22 protein-coding genes are annotated in these 18,886 nt (G+C 46.8%); 1 reads left to right on the forward strand and 21 read right to left on the reverse strand.

Annotated features, from left to right (window positions below):
* Window positions 1-30: 30 nt before the first annotated feature.
* From dxs to spoIIIAA, 19 genes are all read right to left on the reverse strand, one after another.
* Window positions 31-1,938, reverse strand: a complete 1,908-nt coding sequence (gene dxs, locus MHI38_RS05765; RefSeq protein ID WP_154888452.1) for a 1-deoxy-D-xylulose-5-phosphate synthase — start codon at window positions 1,936-1,938, stop codon at window positions 31-33.
* A 285-nt stretch (window positions 1,939-2,223) separates the two neighbouring features.
* A complete protein-coding gene (locus MHI38_RS05770; RefSeq protein ID WP_090922505.1) occupies window positions 2,224-3,129 on the reverse strand; it encodes a polyprenyl synthetase family protein in 906 nt (301 codons plus the stop codon).
* Complete coding sequence (gene xseB, locus MHI38_RS05775; protein WP_090922507.1) at window positions 3,122-3,379, reverse strand: exodeoxyribonuclease VII small subunit; 258 nt, start codon at window positions 3,377-3,379, stop codon at window positions 3,122-3,124. Before xseB ends, MHI38_RS05770 begins: the two co-directional genes overlap by 8 nt.
* Window positions 3,369-4,733 carry an exodeoxyribonuclease VII large subunit gene (xseA, locus tag MHI38_RS05780; protein WP_154888450.1) on the reverse strand — a complete coding sequence of 455 codons (1,365 nt, stop codon included), beginning with the start codon at window positions 4,731-4,733 and terminating at the stop codon, window positions 3,369-3,371. The genes xseB and xseA overlap by 11 nt, the downstream gene beginning before the upstream one ends.
* Before the next feature lie 10 nt (window positions 4,734-4,743).
* The gene (folD, locus tag MHI38_RS05785) at window positions 4,744-5,601 is read right to left on the reverse strand and encodes a bifunctional methylenetetrahydrofolate dehydrogenase/methenyltetrahydrofolate cyclohydrolase FolD (RefSeq protein WP_090922511.1); all 858 of its coding nucleotides are present in this window, start codon (window positions 5,599-5,601) and stop codon (window positions 4,744-4,746) included.
* A gap of 100 nt (window positions 5,602-5,701) precedes the next feature.
* Window positions 5,702-6,154: a transcription antitermination factor NusB gene (gene nusB, locus MHI38_RS05790; protein WP_154888448.1), complete on the reverse strand. Its 453-nt coding sequence runs from the start codon at window positions 6,152-6,154 to the stop codon at window positions 5,702-5,704.
* Window positions 6,155-6,369: 215 nt separating this feature from the next.
* Window positions 6,370-6,603 carry a DUF2273 domain-containing protein gene (locus MHI38_RS05795; protein ID WP_251511132.1) on the reverse strand — a complete coding sequence of 78 codons (234 nt, stop codon included), beginning with the start codon at window positions 6,601-6,603 and terminating at the stop codon, window positions 6,370-6,372.
* Window positions 6,604-6,617: 14 nt separating this feature from the next.
* Window positions 6,618-7,157: an alkaline shock response membrane anchor protein AmaP gene (gene amaP / locus MHI38_RS05800; protein ID WP_090922517.1), complete on the reverse strand. Its 540-nt coding sequence runs from the start codon at window positions 7,155-7,157 to the stop codon at window positions 6,618-6,620.
* A gap of 146 nt (window positions 7,158-7,303) precedes the next feature.
* Window positions 7,304-7,714, reverse strand: coding sequence for an Asp23/Gls24 family envelope stress response protein (locus MHI38_RS05805; protein WP_090922519.1), 411 nt, complete (start codon window positions 7,712-7,714; stop codon window positions 7,304-7,306).
* A 217-nt stretch (window positions 7,715-7,931) separates the two neighbouring features.
* Entirely contained in the window at window positions 7,932-9,275 is a 1,344-nt protein-coding gene (gene accC / locus MHI38_RS05810; protein WP_154888446.1) for an acetyl-CoA carboxylase biotin carboxylase subunit, read from the reverse strand.
* Window positions 9,276-9,328: 53 nt separating this feature from the next.
* Window positions 9,329-9,799 carry an acetyl-CoA carboxylase biotin carboxyl carrier protein gene (gene accB / locus MHI38_RS05815; protein WP_090922713.1) on the reverse strand — a complete coding sequence of 157 codons (471 nt, stop codon included), beginning with the start codon at window positions 9,797-9,799 and terminating at the stop codon, window positions 9,329-9,331.
* A gap of 139 nt (window positions 9,800-9,938) precedes the next feature.
* Window positions 9,939-10,769, reverse strand: a complete 831-nt coding sequence (locus MHI38_RS05820; protein ID WP_154888443.1) for a SpoIIIAH-like family protein — start codon at window positions 10,767-10,769, stop codon at window positions 9,939-9,941.
* A 68-nt stretch (window positions 10,770-10,837) separates the two neighbouring features.
* On the reverse strand, window positions 10,838-11,476 hold the full coding sequence (spoIIIAG, locus tag MHI38_RS05825) for a stage III sporulation protein AG (RefSeq protein WP_090922526.1): 639 nt from the start codon (window positions 11,474-11,476) through the stop codon (window positions 10,838-10,840).
* Window positions 11,477-11,491: 15 nt separating this feature from the next.
* Window positions 11,492-12,343: a stage III sporulation protein AF gene (gene spoIIIAF / locus MHI38_RS05830; protein WP_154888441.1), complete on the reverse strand. Its 852-nt coding sequence runs from the start codon at window positions 12,341-12,343 to the stop codon at window positions 11,492-11,494.
* Between the two features lie 32 nt (window positions 12,344-12,375).
* Window positions 12,376-13,566, reverse strand: a complete 1,191-nt coding sequence (gene spoIIIAE, locus MHI38_RS05835) for a stage III sporulation protein AE (RefSeq protein WP_090922530.1) — start codon at window positions 13,564-13,566, stop codon at window positions 12,376-12,378.
* A gap of 20 nt (window positions 13,567-13,586) precedes the next feature.
* The gene (spoIIIAD, locus tag MHI38_RS05840; RefSeq protein WP_090922532.1) at window positions 13,587-13,976 is read right to left on the reverse strand and encodes a stage III sporulation protein AD; all 390 of its coding nucleotides are present in this window, start codon (window positions 13,974-13,976) and stop codon (window positions 13,587-13,589) included.
* A gap of 31 nt (window positions 13,977-14,007) precedes the next feature.
* A complete protein-coding gene (gene spoIIIAC / locus MHI38_RS05845; protein WP_017687585.1) occupies window positions 14,008-14,211 on the reverse strand; it encodes a stage III sporulation protein AC in 204 nt (67 codons plus the stop codon).
* 29 nt (window positions 14,212-14,240) lie between these two features.
* Window positions 14,241-14,759 carry a stage III sporulation protein SpoIIIAB gene (gene spoIIIAB, locus MHI38_RS05850; protein WP_154888439.1) on the reverse strand — a complete coding sequence of 173 codons (519 nt, stop codon included), beginning with the start codon at window positions 14,757-14,759 and terminating at the stop codon, window positions 14,241-14,243.
* Window positions 14,752-15,756, reverse strand: coding sequence for a stage III sporulation protein AA (spoIIIAA, locus tag MHI38_RS05855; protein ID WP_154888437.1), 1,005 nt, complete (start codon window positions 15,754-15,756; stop codon window positions 14,752-14,754). Before spoIIIAA ends, spoIIIAB begins: the two co-directional genes overlap by 8 nt.
* 253 nt (window positions 15,757-16,009) lie before the next feature.
* Between spoIIIAA and MHI38_RS05860 the strand changes: the two genes are divergently transcribed.
* Window positions 16,010-16,759, forward strand: a complete 750-nt coding sequence (locus tag MHI38_RS05860; RefSeq protein WP_154888435.1) for a 2-phosphosulfolactate phosphatase — start codon at window positions 16,010-16,012, stop codon at window positions 16,757-16,759.
* A gap of 87 nt (window positions 16,760-16,846) precedes the next feature.
* Here the strand turns inward: MHI38_RS05860 and MHI38_RS05865 are convergent, their stop codons facing one another.
* Entirely contained in the window at window positions 16,847-18,100 is a 1,254-nt protein-coding gene (locus tag MHI38_RS05865; protein ID WP_090922538.1) for an aspartate kinase, read from the reverse strand.
* Between the two features lie 191 nt (window positions 18,101-18,291).
* Window positions 18,292-18,849 carry an elongation factor P gene (gene efp, locus MHI38_RS05870; RefSeq protein WP_090922540.1) on the reverse strand — a complete coding sequence of 186 codons (558 nt, stop codon included), beginning with the start codon at window positions 18,847-18,849 and terminating at the stop codon, window positions 18,292-18,294.
* Window positions 18,850-18,886 lie beyond the last annotated feature (37 nt).

The following is an 18,886-nucleotide window of genomic DNA, read 5'->3' on the forward strand; positions in this document are numbered from 1 at the left end:
TCTTTCTCCTATCCGCTAATCATTCTAATGTTAGGAAGGGAAACGTGTTTTGGACATTCCGTATGAAGATTGAACGGCCATTTTACGCAATTCGGCACTTACATTCTCCACCGTGAGACCAACCTCTTCACGTTGTTCCTTGATGCTGCCATGTTCGATAAATCGATCAGGAATGCCCATCAGATGCACATGTACATCATGTATACCTTGTTCAGCATAGAATTCCAACACCGCACTTCCCATGCTGCCTGCCTGCGAGGTTTCTTCGAGCACAATCAGCTTTGTTCCACGGACAGCCAGATCACGAAGCATCTGTTCATCCAATGGTTTGAGGAAACGAGCATTGATAACTCCAGTATTTATCCCTTCCCGTTTCACCGTATCTGCTACTTCTTCAGCCAGCTGAACCATGGAACCCGAGGCGATAATCGCGTATCCTTCACCTGGACGTAGCTGTTCCCAGGAACCAATTGGAATCGGAACTAACACATCGTCCATTGGTACGCCGACAACATTGTTACGCGGGTAACGATATGCAATCGGACCTTCGTTATAATCTAGCGCCGTTTTCATCATATGGCGCAGTTCATTCTCATCTTTTGGCATCATAAGTACGATATTCGGAATGTGACGCATAAACGCAACATCGTATACTCCCTGATGTGTCTCACCGTCAGGTCCAACAAATCCAGCGCGGTCAATTGCAAATATAACATTTGCATTGTGACGACAGATGTCGTGAACGATCTGATCATATGCACGTTGCATGAACGTAGAGTATACCGCATAAACCGGTTTTAACCCTTCCATGGCCAGTGCCGCACACATCGTAGCTGCATGCTGTTCTGCGATCCCCACATCAATCATGCGATCCGGAAACTCTTTGCTGAAAGGAATTAGACCTGAACCTGTAGGCATTGCAGGTGTAACCGCAACGATACGTTTATCCTCTTTCGCTAGTTCAACGAGCGTCTGACCGAATACTTCGGTGTACATCGGTTTTCCAACGGCTTTGAGCACTTGACCTGATTCAATTTTATATGGCGAAATTCCGTGCCACTTATGCGAATCTGCCTCGGCAGGCTGATAACCTTTGCCTTTGGTTGTAAGCACATGGACCATTACAGGACCATCCACATTGTCAGCCTGTTTGAAAGCCTCAATCAGTTGCGGGATGTCATGCCCGTCAATCGGGCCCAAATACGTGAAACCCAGTTCTTCAAAAAGAACACCAGGAACCATCATATATTTGACACTATCCTTAATCCAGCTCGCCGATTTCGCCAGACGATCACCAATGGCCGGAATTTTTTTGAGAATACCTTCCACATCATCTTTAGCTTTCAAGTAATGACGATCTGAACGAATTTTACTCAAGTATTTATGCATGGCTCCCACATTGGGTGCGATAGACATCTCATTATCATTGAGAATAACCATCAGCTTACGTTGTTCATGTCCGATATGGTTCAGTGCTTCAAACGCCATACCGCCTGTAAGCGCTCCGTCTCCAATGATGGCGATAACCTGGTTATCCTCACCTTTCAGATCACGAGCCATAGCCATACCCATGGCAGCAGACAATGAAGTACTACTGTGTCCGGCTTCCCATACATCGTGTTCACTTTCGTTCCGTTTGACAAATCCGCATAATCCGTTCTGTTGACGCAACGTATCAAAGCGATCCATCCGCCCCGTCAAAACTTTATGCACATAAGCCTGGTGCCCCACATCAAAAATCATTTTATCCGTTGGACTGTTGTAGCAGTAGTGCAGGGCCACGGTGAGCTCAACCACTCCTAAGTTCGGTGCAAGATGCCCGCCTGTAGCAGACAGCTTCTCAATCAGAAACTGGCGGATCTCTGCCGACAAAAGGACAAGATCATCCTGGGACATCACCTTTAGATCACTGGGTTGTTTAATTTGTGGAAGCAGCACGAGAATCTCCCCGCTTTCCTAGAATGTTGTTGTTTATTTAGATGTGTATCATTTATTGAGTGTAATGGATGGAATAACATTGAATCATTATACCATAAATGAACAAGAATCATAATTTACAGCCCGCTTCAGCCGATCAAGAGTCGTTCGCTTACGATTCATATCCGAAGCTCTATAATTATGTATTCTCCAATCATGAAAGAAGCTTTCGTTTATTGGCATAAAGAAGCCATTACTATCATTACACTGTTCGTTTCACATTGAATCAGCTGCCTAAGTTAAATGTTAATGGTCACGGCTCATCAGATAATCGGCAATCTCCATTAACCTTGAAGCATCCGGCAATTGCGCTCGTTCAAGTGCATCTTTAGCGGATTGTGTGAGGGATTTCACTTCTGCAACGGAAGCTTCCATTCCGATAAAGTACGGATAAGTTACCTTCTGCTGATTCACGTCACTTTGCGTTTTTTTTCCCATCTTTTGCTCGTCACCCGTCAGGTCTAAAATGTCATCCTGAATCTGGAATGCAAGTCCTAAATCCCGCCCAAATACACTCAGCGCCTCCAACTGTCCTTCTGTAGCCCCGCCGATGCGAGCACCTGCAAGGAGGGAGAAGACAATCAAATCACCTGTTTTATGCAGATGAATGTATTGAAGCTGAGACAAATCGGTCAACCCTTGCTCGCCTTCCATATCAGCAACCTGGCCACCAACCATGCCTCTGGCTCCTGCAAGTTCAGCTAAATCCTGGACAATAGCTAACAGAGCATCAGCATTCACTCCGCTTTGACGTCCTGTCTGAACAATGCTGTAGAAAGCGTGGGTCAGCAGTGCATCTCCCGCAAGAATGGCTGTCGCTTCGCCATATACTTTGTGATTCGTTAATTTTCCCCTACGATAATCATCATTATCCATCGCAGGCAAGTCGTCGTGGATCAACGAATACGTATGAACCATCTCCACGGCGCAGGCTACCGGCATCGCAGCTGTACGCTCCGCGCCGAAGGCTTCCGCCGCAGCAACGACCAGAAGTGGACGAAGGCGTTTCCCTCCAGCCATTAATGAATACTGCATCGATTCCGTGAGCGAACGAGGTACATCCCAATGCTCGGGAAGGGTGTGTTTCAGCGCTTCCGTAACATCTCCAGTTACTTCCTGAAGGTACGCTTCGAATGAAAGACGGTTACTCATTGATCTCACCGCTCTCCTCGTCAGCCGTGCCAAAAGGCTTCTTGCGAAGCTCCCCATCTTCTTCTACGATCATCTCGATCTTACGTTCCACTTGTTCCAGCTTCAAACCGCATAACTGGGAAAGTTTCATTCCGCGCTGAAACAAATCAATCGCTTGCTCCAGAGGAACATCCCCATGCTCCAGCTGACCTACGATGTCTTCTAATGCCGCCATTGCCTCTTCAAAATTCAGTTCCGGTTCATTCGCCATGGATGTTGTTGTCCTCCTTCATTCCCCAGACCTGACAGTCCAGCTGTCCGTCCGCTAATTTGATCTTCACCGAGTCGCCCGGCTGTACATCATTTATGGATTTAATCAATTGCTGTTCCTGCTCATCGTAGACAAGACTATAACCACGTGACATTACCTTCAGCGGACTGAGTGCATCGAGATGCCTTACCAGTGACTTCCACTGTTGTTGCTTGCTACGTGTAATTGATCTCATCGCAAGTTCAAGTTGCTTACGAGCAGCTGCATTATCCCGGCGTGCTGTATTCACTTGTTCCCGAGGATTAAACCGCTGTAAAGCTGTCCGCAACCGTTCTTGTTTTTCTCCCGTCCATTTCATTCGTGTATCCACACTTCGTTGCAAGCGTTGATGTAACATATCCAGACGTTCTGTATGCTGCATCAACGTTCTGCGCGGATGCACAAGCACCGGGGAGCGCTGAAGACGAGTTAGGCGTTCACGATGATATACGGCACGTTGCTTCAGACTGTTTTGTAACTGGCGCTGTCTTCGTGCAATCTGTTCCATCAGCTCTGCACGATTCGGCACAGCAAGTTCCGCTGCCGCTGTTGGTGTCGCAGCACGTAAATCGGAAGCAAAGTCTGCAATCGTAAAGTCCGTTTCATGCCCAACCGCAGAGATCACTGGAATGGTTGAAGCTGCAATGGCTCGAGCTACAATTTCTTCATTAAAAGCCCACAGTTCTTCGAGTGATCCACCGCCCCGTCCTACAATAAGCACATCTGCTTCAGCCATATGGTTAAAGTTGTTTATTGCCTTGACGATGGATGGTGCAGCCCCTTTGCCTTGAACAAGCACCGGGTACAATACAACTTTAGCCGATGGATACCTTCGTTGCAGTGTGATTATAATGTCACGAACAGCCGCTCCTGTAGGAGATGTTACAACACCAATCGTTTGTGGATAACTTGGGATGGGTCTTTTGCGAGCAGGAGAGAACAATCCTTCGTCCTCCAGTTTCTTTTTCAGCTGCTCATAAGCCAGATATAGACTGCCTATACCATCTGGCTGCATATGTGTCGCATAAAATTGATACTGCCCGTCGCGTTCATATACCGAAACGTTACCACGCGCAATAACCCTTGCACCCTCCTTCGGTACAAAGGGTAAACGCTGATTATGCGATGCAAACATGATGGATTTAATCCGACTGTCCTTGTCCTTTAATGTAAAATACATGTGGCCGCTGGAGTGATGCGTGAAATTGGATATCTCTCCGCGCAGCCAGACGTCCGACAGAACCTGATCCGATTCCAGTTTCATCCGGATATATCGGTTCAGGTCTTTGATAGAGTAAATTTTTTGCTCTGCCACAGACAGTTACCTAGGCCAATCCGTGAGCGCGTTTTGCCGCGATCAGAGTGTTCTGCATCAGCATGGTGATCGTCATTGGACCCACGCCGCCGGGAACAGGTGTAATTGGGCCAGAGACTTCTTTTACACTTTCAAAATCTACATCCCCCGCGAGTTTTCCGTTATCCAAACGATTCATGCCGACATCGATCACAACAGCGCCTGGTTTAACATAATCGGCATCCACAAAATTGGCACGACCGATCGCTACGACCAAAATATCCGCTTGACGTGTAATTTCTTTCATATTAGCCGTACGGGAATGACACATCGTTACGGTTGCATTTTCACGTTGCAATAACAAGGACACCGGTTTACCTACAATGTTACTACGACCGATAACGACAGCGTGTTTACCGGACATTTCCAGACCCGTGCGTTTAATTAATTCAATGACACCGGCAGGTGTACATGGGAGCAAGCTGTCATCACCGATAACCAAATTCCCCACATTCACTGGGTGGAATCCATCTACGTCTTTATCTACAGCAATCGCATCGATTACCGCTTTCTCTTCAATGTGGCTCGGCAGTGGAAGCTGCACAAGAATACCATTGATGGACTTCTGATTGTTCAGCTTGTCCACGAGAGCTAGCAAATCCGCTTGCGATGTACTTGCATCCAACCGATGTACTTCAGAGTAAAAACCGAGGTCATGACATGCTTTTTCCTTATTACGCACATAAACTTGAGAAGCCGGATCTTCCCCCACGAGCACAACAGCCAGACCCGGTACTACTCCCTGTTCGCTTAGTTGTTTTACTTCTGCGGTCATGCTTGCGCGGAGCTCTTGGGATACTTCTTTACCGTTAATAATAGATGCTGTCATTGTACTCTCTCCCTTATATGAACATATATTAGATAAAACGATCTAGATACATCCTTACAGAAAAGCTGGCTTGTCTAATCTACTCCATCAGAATGTTCCCTTAGGATAATTTTTGCTTGATGCTATCTACTTCCTGAATCATGCGGCCAAGAACACCATTGACGAACTTGCCTGATTCATCTGTACCAAAATACTTCGACAGTTCAATCGCTTCGTTGACAGAAACTTTGGCTGGTACATCATCACGGAATACCATCTCATAGGTGGACAAGCGCAAAATTTGGCGGTCTACACGTGACAAACGGCTCAGCTGCCAGCCTTTCAAATAGTCCACAAGCAAACCATCAATCGCTTCCTTATGCCCCCACGCACCTTGCACCATTTCGGTAACGTAGCTACGCATCTTTTCTTCATCACGGATTTCAACTTCCGTTTCATTTTCCTCAGCCGCTTCATTAATCAGCATATTTACCGCTTCAGACGCGCTTACTTCATTCATTTCCATCTGATACAGACTCTGTACTGCAATTTCCCTTGCCAAACGTCTTTTCATGTCCTGCCTCCTGCAGCGCTCAATCCCGAGCGTCATCATGCTTATTTTAAAATTCAAGAAACCACTTCATTACCCTATACAGGATACCCATGGCTCCTCTCTGATATTGCGTTCTCTTTTCACAAAAAAACCTGCAACACGTTTCCTCCAAAAATCGGGCAACTCAAACTACAGTTCTATTTTCGGAAGAAACATATTGCAGGGTTCTGATAGGTTTATTTGAACGGACGCCAGCGATCTCCAAGCCATTGTCGTAACTCTCCCCAAGGGATGAACGAGCCTAGCTTCTCATCGCTTCGTCTGCCAAATGTATACCCGATGAACACCAAAAGTGCAAAGAACAACATATCCCAAAAACCGATCCATACATAAAGAAATCCTAATAAAATACCAAAGGCAACGCCAAGAATACGTCCCTTGTAGCTATCCCAAATCTCTTTCCACAACATCAGTGAAACTCACCTCATTCCACGCGACTCTTGTAGTTAGGCGACTGGGTCACATTAGCGATATATACGGTTACAAAAGAAACAGGAATTCCTGTAATCTCTTGAACATGATCATGTATCGCCTTTTGCAGATCCGTAGTCAGCGCCGGAATAGGTGTCTCCCCATCCACAACAGCCCGAATCTTAATCTCCAGTCCTGACTCCACCACACGGATGCGCGCTTTGACGTCACGTACTCCACGAAAACGGGAAGTAGCCTTCAAACAGAGATTTTCAATTGTCTCCATTGAAATCTGAACATCCCCGAACTCGGTACGTTGATCCACAGAAGGTAACGAGCCACGCTCGCGGCGAATCGAGATGTAGAAAAAACGTAAACTCAGGACAAACAAAATCGCTGCCGCGACAATTGACGCAACAATAACATTTTGTTCCTGCTGGTAATTCAATTCGTATGGCAGCACACCGCTAATCAGTAAGATTACCGCTGCCGAGATTGCTCCTACGCTTATGCTGTATATAAACAACAGAAGCCGATCCAGTATTTTAGCCACGAACTGCACAGCCTCCCTTGCTCACTCACATTGCTTAACTGCTGAAAAGCTTAACGTTGATCACCTTGTCCGTCTCAAGTGCATAACGAAAGACCCGTCCAAGACGGGATAACCCCCGACAGAAGTGCCGGGGGAAATCTGTCTTATTATTTTACACGTTGCGTGTTCAGGTCGATCTCTTCCACCTTTTCAGCACTCTTGAACTGAACGTCATGAATGTGAACATTCACTTCATTTACGTTCAATCCTGTCATGTTTTCAATGGAGCGCTTCACGTTTTGTTGGATTTCAGTAGCAACCTGCGGCAAACGGTATCCATATTCAATAATAACGGAAACATCTACGGCTGCTTCGCGTTGACCTACTTCAACCTTAACTCCTTTTGAAAGGTTTTTGCGGCCGAGCAATTCCGCGAATCCACCTGCGAATCCACCGCTCATCCCAGCTACTCCTTTAACTTCCACAGTTGCAAGTCCAGCAATCACTTCGATAACTTCAGGTGCGATCTGGATTTCACCGATATCCGTGCGTTCAAATTCTGTCGGTAGTGTACTCATAAATGTTCAACACACCTTTCGCGAGATAAGTTTGCGGCCATCCGTCAGGGTGCCGGTTCATTTTCACAACACTCAGAACCCTTCCGGTCCGGCTTTACCGGAGCTCCTGCAACCATCCGCTAGAAGGCGGGCTTATCCGATGCAGGAGACATGCGCTCTTATTATTACATACTATATCATTTGGGCTAGATTATGACAAACAAGTCCAATATGACTGTTAAATCTCGTTTTCCTCGAGAAATTTAATATCAAAATCTCCGCGAATAAACGTTGGATGCTCCAGAAGTTTCTGATGGAAAGGAATCGTTGTTGAGATGCCTTCAATCGCGAATTCTGCCAAAGCACGCTTCATTTTGGCGATCGCTTCATCACGAGTTGCGCCCCAAACGATCAATTTTGCAATCATGGAGTCATAGAATGGTGAGATTGTGTAACCAGGGTACGCTGCGCTGTCCACCCGAACTCCAGGGCCACCCGGTGCAAGGTAAAAACCAATCTTGCCTGGTGCAGGCATAAAGTTACGGTCAGGATCTTCAGCGTTGATTCGGCATTCAATGGACCATCCGTTAATAACCATATCTTCCTGACGGAAAGATAACGGATTACCTTCGGCAACAGAGATCATTTCACGGATCAGATCGACACCCGTTACCATCTCGGTAACCGGATGTTCAACCTGAATACGAGTATTCATCTCCATAAAGTAGAACTCCCCGTTTGGACTTAGAAGGAATTCCAGTGTACCGGCTCCTGAGTAATTCACCGCAAGTGCAGCTCGCACAGCAGCTTCTCCCATGAGCGTACGGACTTCCTCGTTGATCACAGGACACGGTGCTTCCTCAACAAGCTTCTGACGACGGCGCTGAACCGAACAATCACGCTCGCCAAGATGCACGGCATTGCCGTGTTTGTCAGCCATAATCTGAATTTCAACGTGCTTCATGCCTGTCAGGAATTTCTCCAGATACACACCGGCGTTCCCGAATGCTTTCTGAGCTTCCTGCTGCGCAGCCGTGATTTGTTTTACCAATTGCTCTTCGTTTTCAGCGATCCGAATCCCTTTACCCCCACCACCAGCGGTAGCTTTGATAATGACAGGATACCCGATATCACGTCCAATCATAATCGCTTCTTCGGTAGTTTCTACAAGGCCGTCTGATCCAGGAATAACAGGTACGCCTGCATCCTTCATCGTCTGTTTCGCTACAGCCTTGTCACCCATCTTGGTAATAGCTTCCGGTGAAGGACCAATGAATGTAATGTTGCAGGAATCACAGATTTCCGCAAAATCAGCATTCTCGGCCAAGAAACCGTATCCAGGGTGGATGGCGTCACATTCCGTCAAAGTAGCTACACTCATCAGGTTAGTAAAGTTAAGATAACTGTCTTTAGACAGTGTTGGTCCGATACAGTAGGCCTCGTCTGCAAGACGGACATGCAAGGAATCTTTGTCCGCTTCCGAGTAAACAGCCACTGTCGAAATGCCAAGCTCGCGGCAGGCACGAATAATGCGCACAGCAATCTCACCACGATTGGCAATCAATATTTTATGGAATTTCATTTCGTCTTTGTCCTCCTTCGAAGCTCATGCGGTTGCTATAAACCTGTAAACCGTTATTCCGGTTTTACCAGGAACAGAGGCTGTCCGTATTCGACAAGCTGTCCATTTTCAACCAGCACTTCAACGATTTCTCCCTTGATGTCCGCATCAAGCTCGTTCATCAGTTTCATGGCTTCGATGATGCATACCGTTGTTTTCTCAACAACTTTATCACCCACACTCACAAAAGAACCAGCTTCCGGTGAGGAAGCTCTGTAAAATGTACCTACCATCGGAGATACAATTTTATGTAAATGACTTGTTGTATCGGCTTGCGGGGCAGCCTCGCTAACCACTGCGGTAGCAGCAGGTTGCACCTGAGGAGCAGCAATCACTTGCGGTTGTACGGCAGCAGCCTGTACGAACTCCGTTTTACCTGGTTTGCGAATCGACAAACGTGATCCTTCATTTTCAATTTCCAATTCCTGAACAGAACTTTCATCAACCAATTTGATCAGTTCTTTAATTTCGCTCAATTTAAACATTTCCATTATTCACTCCTTCGGCATCATGCCAGTCTCACGAGGACGGTCATATGGCTTTTAGTATTATATCATAATCATTAAAAATGGAAAGAGCCCGAGAGTCGAACAGGCTCCCGGGGCTTCCTTATCACATTTCCGATTACTGTTCTGTGACATATTGCACGCTGATTTTGTTCTGTGATACAGACAATTCTTTCATAACCAGATCAACAATAGAAACCGCCTGTTTAACGTCAAGTTTGTCACTCAGAACCACCACTTTATACTTGTCAGCCTCTTCTTGAACGACTGCATTTGCGAATTGCTGGGAAAGTGTCTCTTCAATGCCTGTAATTTTGGCTTCTTTATCTTCAAGTACCCGGAGCTGTTCTGTTGCTTTTGCATTTTCTTCCGGTGTTTTACTAAGATCTCCTGCAATGGTCATCAATTCCTCGTACTTACGGTTGTTACTCTCTTCACGCTGCCACTGGTAATTCTGGAACTGACTGCTTGCCGACACAGCCGTATTTTGCTGTTCCATCTCTTTTAGCACTTCTTCATCCGTTTTAGCAGCAGTCCCCTCTGTTTTCCCTTCAGTTTCCGGGGTAGTCGCCGCTCCTTTTTCCGCACTACTTTCTGACTTTTGATCCGTTTCTCCTTCTTTGCTGCCCGGTTCAGTAGCAGGTGTTTTTTCTGCGCTTCCCGCTTCCTTACCTTCTGCGCCAGTTGTGTTTTCGGCCGGGCTCGCCGCACCGGAATCACCCTTAATCTCTCCGCTGTTCACGACCTCGTTGATCACCAGACCTTCTGTTGGATCAAGAATACCGGCAGTTTCCTTTGCCTCGCCTTGTTTCATCGCATCTACTTGCTGACTGTCAGCCACAGGGGGATTAACGGGCCCGGAATCTTCAGTAAAGAGATAATAGGCGGACAAGATAACCATTAGACTCAGCATGGAAACGAGCCATATTGTTTGACGTTTGTTATTCATTTAGAAGTTCCTCCTCAAAAATAGGGTTGATTCTGACAACACATCTCTTCTTATCGTCATTCAAAGCTTTAATCCTGTTTGCGCGGAACAACCGAGATCCGGTAAGCCGCTACGTTCAAACCTTTTTCAACGGCATCTGTAATGAGGTCTTTCACAACCTTGTTCTCTGCACCTTTTGCCACCACCAGCACTCCGCGGATTTGCGGTTTCAGCTTTTTCGTGACAATGGGTGTCTGATCCCCTGATAATTCATACGTAATGATCTCACCGTCACGGGTATATTGCGTCATATGCCGTTTACCGCCATTGGCATCCGTCTCTTCGGTAAGCTGCTGTGAATCTTTGACGTTCCGCTGCACCACGAGTTCTTCCGTAGAATCCACGGTAACCATCACATCCACAGTGCCTACACCAACGATATTTTCCAACACGCCTTTGATCTTGTCTTCGAATGCCACTTCAATCGCCTGAAAAGGGTTTTCTTCCAACAAACCATTTTGCATCGTCGACATGGAAGTAGCTTGTTCTGGTGGTTCACGACCGATGTTTTCAGAATCGATCTTTTTGACGTTGACAAAGGAATTAAAGAGCATGATGCCCACACCGATCAGTCCCAAAATGATTAACCACCGTAAGGTTTGACTGCGCTTCGCACCACCTTCACCGCCACCCATCCAGCTTTCCAGCTTTTTGAACCAGTGTTTCATCGGACCGCCTCCTTTTCAGAGCACTTCTGCATTTTCTCTCTCCGTCACTCGCACCTGGCTCGCATCAACTTCCCACTTCTCCTTGAGCAATGTGATAATTTGTACTGCGTGTTCAGACCGTGAAACACTAGTTTGCTTAACGTTTGAATCTTCACTATCATTCCGGGTAACGGAGGGTTCGGATGCTTGATTAGAAGCTACCTGATCTCTCTTTGGTTGCTCGGATCGCTGCCCGTTTGACTCAATCTGTATATTCTTAATTTCAACTGGATCAATCTGCACAGGTTGAGTACTCGAATAATTTTCATCATGTTCTAACGAATCTTTGGTTTCTGTCATCGGGTTGCTACTCACAGGTTCGGCCGCATCCCCATCCGTTTTTGAATCACCCTTTCCACTTGCTAGTTGCACCTCCACATGCTGAATGACAGGCAGTTCAACAGAAGTGGTTGCTTGGGTATCCGAATTTGATTTCTTCATCGCCAGTTGTACCTCAACCGACTGAACCTTTGCTCCAGTTGTCTCTTCAATCTGACCTTTCATAACGTTAGCGAGTTCCTTCGCCGTCCACTTTAGGGACTGTTGTTGTTCACTCGCCTGCATTCGCTTCCCTTGAGCCAGAATCTGCTCCAGTGTGGCTTGCCCGTCAGGAGGTGCATCCATTGCGGTCATGGCGCGTTTTAGTTCCCCTACCGGATCACTTTTCAACAGTTTCGTGATGGGGGATAACAAGGTCAGTAGGATGAGAAGGCTCAGCACAAGCTTGACATACCGTTCCATGGAACGATTCGGGAGTAGCATATCTACAAACGTTGCCAGTAAAACGATCATGATCAGATCCTGCAGCCAATTGCTCAGCCACCCCATCCTCTCCAGCCCCTTTCCCTGCAGACAGGTAGTTAACGCATCATCACTGTCAGATTCCCTGCGGTCAGCAGAATCGTAATTGCCAGGAAAAACATGAGTCCAACGGCGGCCAGTGCCGCGAACACATAAATCATGCTTTTACCAATCGCTTGCAAGCAATCTACGATCGGCGTCTCTCCCAAAGGTTGCATGATCGCTCCGGTCACGTTGTAGATCAAGGCCAGCGCCAGAATTTTAATGGCCGGAAACGCACAGAGGAACAAGATAATAATGACACCTGTCAGTCCGATTGCATTTTTGACAAGCAACGATGCCGTGATCACGGTATCCGTTGCATCTGCAAATGTCCTCCCTACAACGGGTACAAAGTTTCCTGCAATATATTTGGCTGCCTTCAAACTGACACCATCCGCAACCGACCCCGAAGCTCCCTGTACCGAAATAACCCCCAGAAACATCGTCAGCAGAATGCCCAGCAAGGCTACACTGATGTTTCGCAACAGGTCAGCCATTTGTGTCAATTTGTATTTATCCGAAAGCGAGCTCACCAGATGCAGCACAGCCGAGAAGAAGAGAAGTGGGAACACCAGCAGATGGATCAGCGTACTTACGAGATGAATCATGAAAATAATTAGCGGGTGCGTCACCGAAACGGTAACGACATTACCCATCGAAGCGAGCAGTGTGAACAGAAGTGGAACCATCGCCATCATAAAGTTGATCATGCTGGATATAGCCTCTTTTGCATAACCAATCGCTACGCTAAAGCTGTTGATTGCGATGATAATGATGACCAGATAACAGATGGCATATGCAATTTTACTAATATTGTTCTTCTCAAAAGCAGTCTGAAGTGTCTCCAAAATCATGCTCAGCACTGTCAACATCACGATCGTGACCAAAAGTTTGCCGTTATATAAAATTTCATGTAACATAAACGTGCCAATTGCCGAAAATACCGATTTCAGACTGAATCCTTCATTCCCGGGAATTAACATGTCCATGAACGATGGTGTTTTGCCTTCTGGAAAAAAACCACCGTACTGTTTCATCAGTTGATCCCAATATTTCTCGACCTGATCCTTCGGAAGCTCATCAGCCTGCTGCTTTATCCACTCGTTTGAAGGTGTGGTGGCTACAACCTGTCCAATTACACCGAACATGAAACATATCATCAGCACAATGATGAGGCGCCAGCGCGGCTTGTTATGCATCAATTTCATCAGTTATCCGCCCGCCCTTTCTACACTGGCATCAGTTTCATCACGGTTTCGATAATGATGCTAATGATCGGAATCGCGAGTACAAGAATCAGCACTTTGCCAGCGAGTTCAATCTTGGAGGCGATGCTCTCTTGCCCTGCATCTCTGACAATCTGTGCACCGAATTCAGCAATGTAAGCAATGCCGATAATCTTCAATACCGTTTTCAGATAGATGCTCTCCATACCGGAATTTTCAGCAAGTCGCTTCAGCACTTCAATGACTGTGCCAATTTTGCCAATCAACAGCATAAAGATCACTACACCAGTGGCTGCCGCAATCAGAAAGGCAAACATCGGCTTTTGTTCCTTAATGACTAAAATCAATACGGTTGCAATGAGTGCCAGACCAACAACTTGAATAATCTCCACGGGTCACCACCATCCGGCTTCATGACCGATTTCATTGAAAAAGAAATATGGATTTAATCTCTTGTAGCAGGCTGTCCAGCATTCGAACAACCATGAACAGTACAACGACAAATCCGATTACGGTCACCCAGTGAGCCATATCTTCCTTTCCCATTTGTTTCAATACGGTATGAATCATCGCTATAATGATTCCAATGCCCGCAATTTGAAAGATTGCGTTCACTTCTAAATTCATGACCTTGGCACCTCGCTATCCCGGCTATTTCAGAAGATCAGTATGACGATTAACGCTCCGACAAGCATCCCCAGGCTGCGGCTCATTCGTTCGTACTTCACTTGATCGGCCTGTGCGCGGGATTCCTCATGCATAAGTTGCTGAATGGCTAACGAAATATGTTTGGTCTGATCTTGACGATCACTGGTGCCAAGACTGTAACTCAACTGTAGCATGACCTCCCGCTCGTCTGATTTCATCGCTGATTTCCCCCATGCCTCCTCGACACCGGCTTGCAGACTCTCCCTGGCTGTAAGGCCATGTGGGGGTTCCATCTGTGTGGAGGCGTGTAAAAAAAGAGTTCTCACCGGCTCTTTGGTCTGGGCCCCCATCTTGTTCATCGCATCAGGCAGCGGCGTTAAGCCGTAATTAATCTCTGTCATCAGCCGCTGTAGGGCCGCAATCAACTCACGTAGCTGCCTTGGCCTTAATGCATATTGCCTCGCCTTGTGAAAACCAGCGAGAGTACTTGCTAGCAGAATCAGCAAGGCACCAAGCATATTAAGCAAAGGCTTCACCTCCTGACCCGGTCTGTTGCAGTCCTCTCATCTTGCCATCGGACAGTCGAAAGCTCATGCCTCTGCTCGTCCGCTGCAGCTGTACATAACGCTGAAACATCTGCTCGGCAATCAGTGTTTTCAAGGCAGGCCTTGCAGATAGTTCAGACAGATCCCTTGCGTGAGCCGTGGCAATGACAGAAACTCCTGCATGCAGAGCCTCCATAACTGCCTCCGCATCCTCCGGCCGACCAATCTCGTCCACAATCAGAACGTCAGGTGACATGGAACGAAGCATCATCATCATGCCTTCAGCCTTGGGGCATCCATCCATTACGTCTGTGCGCGGCCCTACGTCGAAGCTAGGCACACCTTTATAGCTTCCCGCTATCTCAGAACGTTCATCTACAATGCCCACTTTTAGTCGGGGGCGTATCCCCTGCCTCAGTTCACCACCGGCTGTCAGTTTCGTGCCGTTACTGATCTGCCTTGCCAAATCTCGCAGCAACGTTGTTTTGCCTTGCTGCGGTGGAGATAGTATCAGGGTATGCATCACCTGTCCGTTCCTCATATCTAGCAGGTATGGAAGAATCGGGTCAGCCACGCCCTGCACTTCCCGGGCAACACGGACGTTAAATCCGTTGATATCCCGTAAATATTCTACACGCCCTCCACTGAGCACCGTCCGGCCAGCAAGTCCGATTCGATGCCCTCCCGGGATGGTGATGAATCCTTTTCGTAATTCTTCTTCCAAGGTATAGAGCGAATGGTTGCTTATGAGATCAAGCAGTCTGTGCGTTACTTCTTTCAGAGGAACATATGCTTCCTCTGGTTTTCCCGTTGGTACACCTTCTGGGGTGAGGAAGTGATAATTGTTTCCTGCATTAATTTCCAGCGGCCTGCCTTCTCGAATACGGATTTCCTCTACTTGTTCCAATAAGGCGGGCGGCATTCTGCCCAGAATGGTTCGGATGGGTTCCGGAAAAAGATCCCTCCATTTCACTTTCATGAGTAGGCTCCTCCAACTTGATTAATTTCATCTCTGATGCTTGTTCATATCTCAAGTTTATGCCTGTACATTCATTTTATGACGCTGAAATCTATCAATTCTTCAAGGACGATGAATGAGAGCCAAAACTCATAGACATCTCTTGTTCTAGGCACCTGTCTAGACATTCATGCATATAGTGCTTGCAAACAGATGGACTGTTCCACTGATAAACCAATGCTCGATCCCGAGGAACAAAAAGGAGTTGTGGGGTGTGCGTGTCGACGTTGTAGGTAATGTAAATGAAGTACGAACGATAGATATTGAAGGGCGAAGTGTGGTCGTCATTGACGTTTTGCGAACAACAAGCACAATTGTGACCGCGCTTGCTCATCATGCTGCGGGGGTTATTGCTACGGAGACTGTTCCGCAAGCCAAACAGATGTTGGTAGGAAACAGTATTCGGGGCGGGGAACGTTTTGACAAACAAATAACCGGATTCGATGCGGGTAATTCTCCCTATGAATATATGAGTGGTGACATTGCGGAAAAAGTCATTATTCTCACCACAACAGATGGTACAAGAGCTCTGATTAAAGCATCCAGAGCCAGACATATACTTGCGGGAGCATTCTTAAATGTTAGAGCGGTTGCTTCCGCTCTACTGGAATTACAACGGGATATTTTGTTATTATGTGCCGGAGAGCAGGATGAGTTTGCTCTGGAGGACGGCCTATGTGCCGGATGTATTATTGAAGAGTTGTATCGTCAGACCCGTTCGCCACTGCAACTGAACGATCTTGGTATTATTCTGCATCAGGCTGTGTCTCAGTGTCATGACCAGATTACAGATCTGGTTCGCACATCATCCAGTGCACGCAGACTGGATAAACTAGGGAAAATGCATGATGTTACCTATTGTTCACAATTGAATCTGCTGGATTGTGTACCAGAGATGAGGGAAGGGAACGAGCTAAAACCTTACCGTAAAGTAAGAGGAGGCAACATGTGCAGACGACTATAGTCACAGCTAAAAGAGGTGTACCGCTGCCTAGTGGCAACGGTACACCTCTTCCTAATTATACGTTTATTTTACGCATCATTTGCAATCTTATCTACGAACTTGCGGTCCACCGATTACGGCTTGCTCAGCCGTATCCAGATCGTAAGCCGTGTGCAGAGCTTTAATCACGTCATGAAGCTTCTCTCCATCGATAACGCAGGAGACCTTGATCTCGGAAGTGCTGACCATTTTGATGCTTACGCCTTCACCTGAGATCACTTTGAACATTTTAGCAGCTACACCTGGATGGCTCACCATACCTGCACCAACAATCGAGATTTTAACCAGGTTCTCTTCGGAGGTAACTTCACGGTAAGGCAACCGGCTGTGCAGACCTTCAATGACACGAAGTGCTTTCTCACGATCAGACAGTGCAACCGAGAAGGAGAAGTCCGCTTTGCCGTCCTGTACCCCGCTCTGCACGATAATATCGACGTCCAGTTGCTCACTAGCCAGTTCGCCAAATACTTCGGCAAGGACGCCCGGGACATCCGGAACACCCAAAATACTGATGCGAGCTACGTTTTTGTCATACGCGATTCCACTTACCACTACTCCTTGTTCCATTGCCGCTTCCTCCTTCACAACCGTTCCTTCATTATGGTTAAAGCTTGATCTTACAATCAAAGGTACACCGGAATGCTTCGCGTACTCAACAGCACGTGGATGCAATACCGCCGCTCCCAGATTCGCAAGCTCCAGCATTTCGTCGTAGGATATTTCTTTCAGTTTGCGCGCTACCTTGACGATCCTCGGATCTGTGGAATAAATTCCGTCCACATCCGTATAGATCTCGCAAGCGTCCGCTTGAATTGCTGCTGCGAGCGCAACAGCTGTTGTATCCGAACCGCCGCGGCCCAGTGTAGTGATCTCGCCGTCTTCCGTCATGCCTTGGAAACCAGCGACAATAACGATATTGCCTTCAGCAAGCGCAGATTTGACACGTTCAGGACGGATATCCTGAATCCGAGCTTTACCGTGAACCGGTTCTGTTCGGAAACCGGCTTGCCATCCTGTAAAGGATACGGCCTTGCGTCCAAGTGCCTGAATGGCCATGGATAATAAGGAGATCGAAATTTGTTCCCCTGTTGTCAACAACATATCCATTTCACGAGCAGGCAAATCACTGTTTAGCAGCTTCGCCTGATCAATCAAATCATCTGTAGTATCTCCCATGGCCGAAACCACGACGACACATTGATGTCCTTCATCCGCTTTTTCTACAACACGTCCGGCTACACGCTTCATGCGTTCTGTATCTCCGACCGAGCTGCCCCCAAATTTCATGACGTACAATGACAACGCAAATCCACTCCCTACCTTGTGCAGTATGCATCAATTGATATCTTTCGTCATTATTCTCTACGAGAAATGACTTTAACCCAGTATATTACGAAAGCGTCTGATAGGCTAATCTTTTTTCAAAAAAACCCTCTGCCATATTCATGGCAAAGGGTTTTCATTCTTGCATTAAAGCTTACAGCAAGTGAAAGTTACGCACGGGAAGAGTATTTACCTTCACGTGTATCAATCAGAAGCACGTCGCCTTCATTGATGAACAAAGGAACTTGTACATTCAGACCTGTTTCCACTTTTGCGTTCTTCGTAGCGCCTTGTGCTGTGTTACCTTTAACGCTTGGCTCTGTTTCAATAACTTTCAGCTCAACGCTTGTAGGCAAGTCGATACCCAGGATTTCACCTTGGTAACTAACGATCTTCACGTTCATGTTTTCTTTAAGGAAGTTCAGTTCCCACTCCAGTTGATCACTAGTCAGTGTGAATTGATCGTATGTTTCATTGTCCATAAACGTATGCTCAGAACCACTTGCATACAGGTAAGATACTCCACGGTTTTCGATAATTGCACGGCCAATCGTTTCACCTGCACGAAATGTTTTTTCAACCGTATTACCATTACGAAGGTTTTTTAACTTGGAACGTACAAAAGCTGCGCCTTTACCTGGTTTTACGTGTTGGAAATCAAGCACGGTATAGATATCGTTGTCTACTTGCACGGTCAAACCTGTTTTAAAATCGTTAACTGAAATCACAAAAGATCCCTCCTGATATAAGTAAAAAGTGTTTGGG

It is taken from the genome of Paenibacillus sp. FSL K6-1558 (assembly GCF_038002565.1).
Classification (GTDB): Bacteria; Bacillota; Bacilli; order Paenibacillales; family Paenibacillaceae; genus Paenibacillus; species Paenibacillus polysaccharolyticus.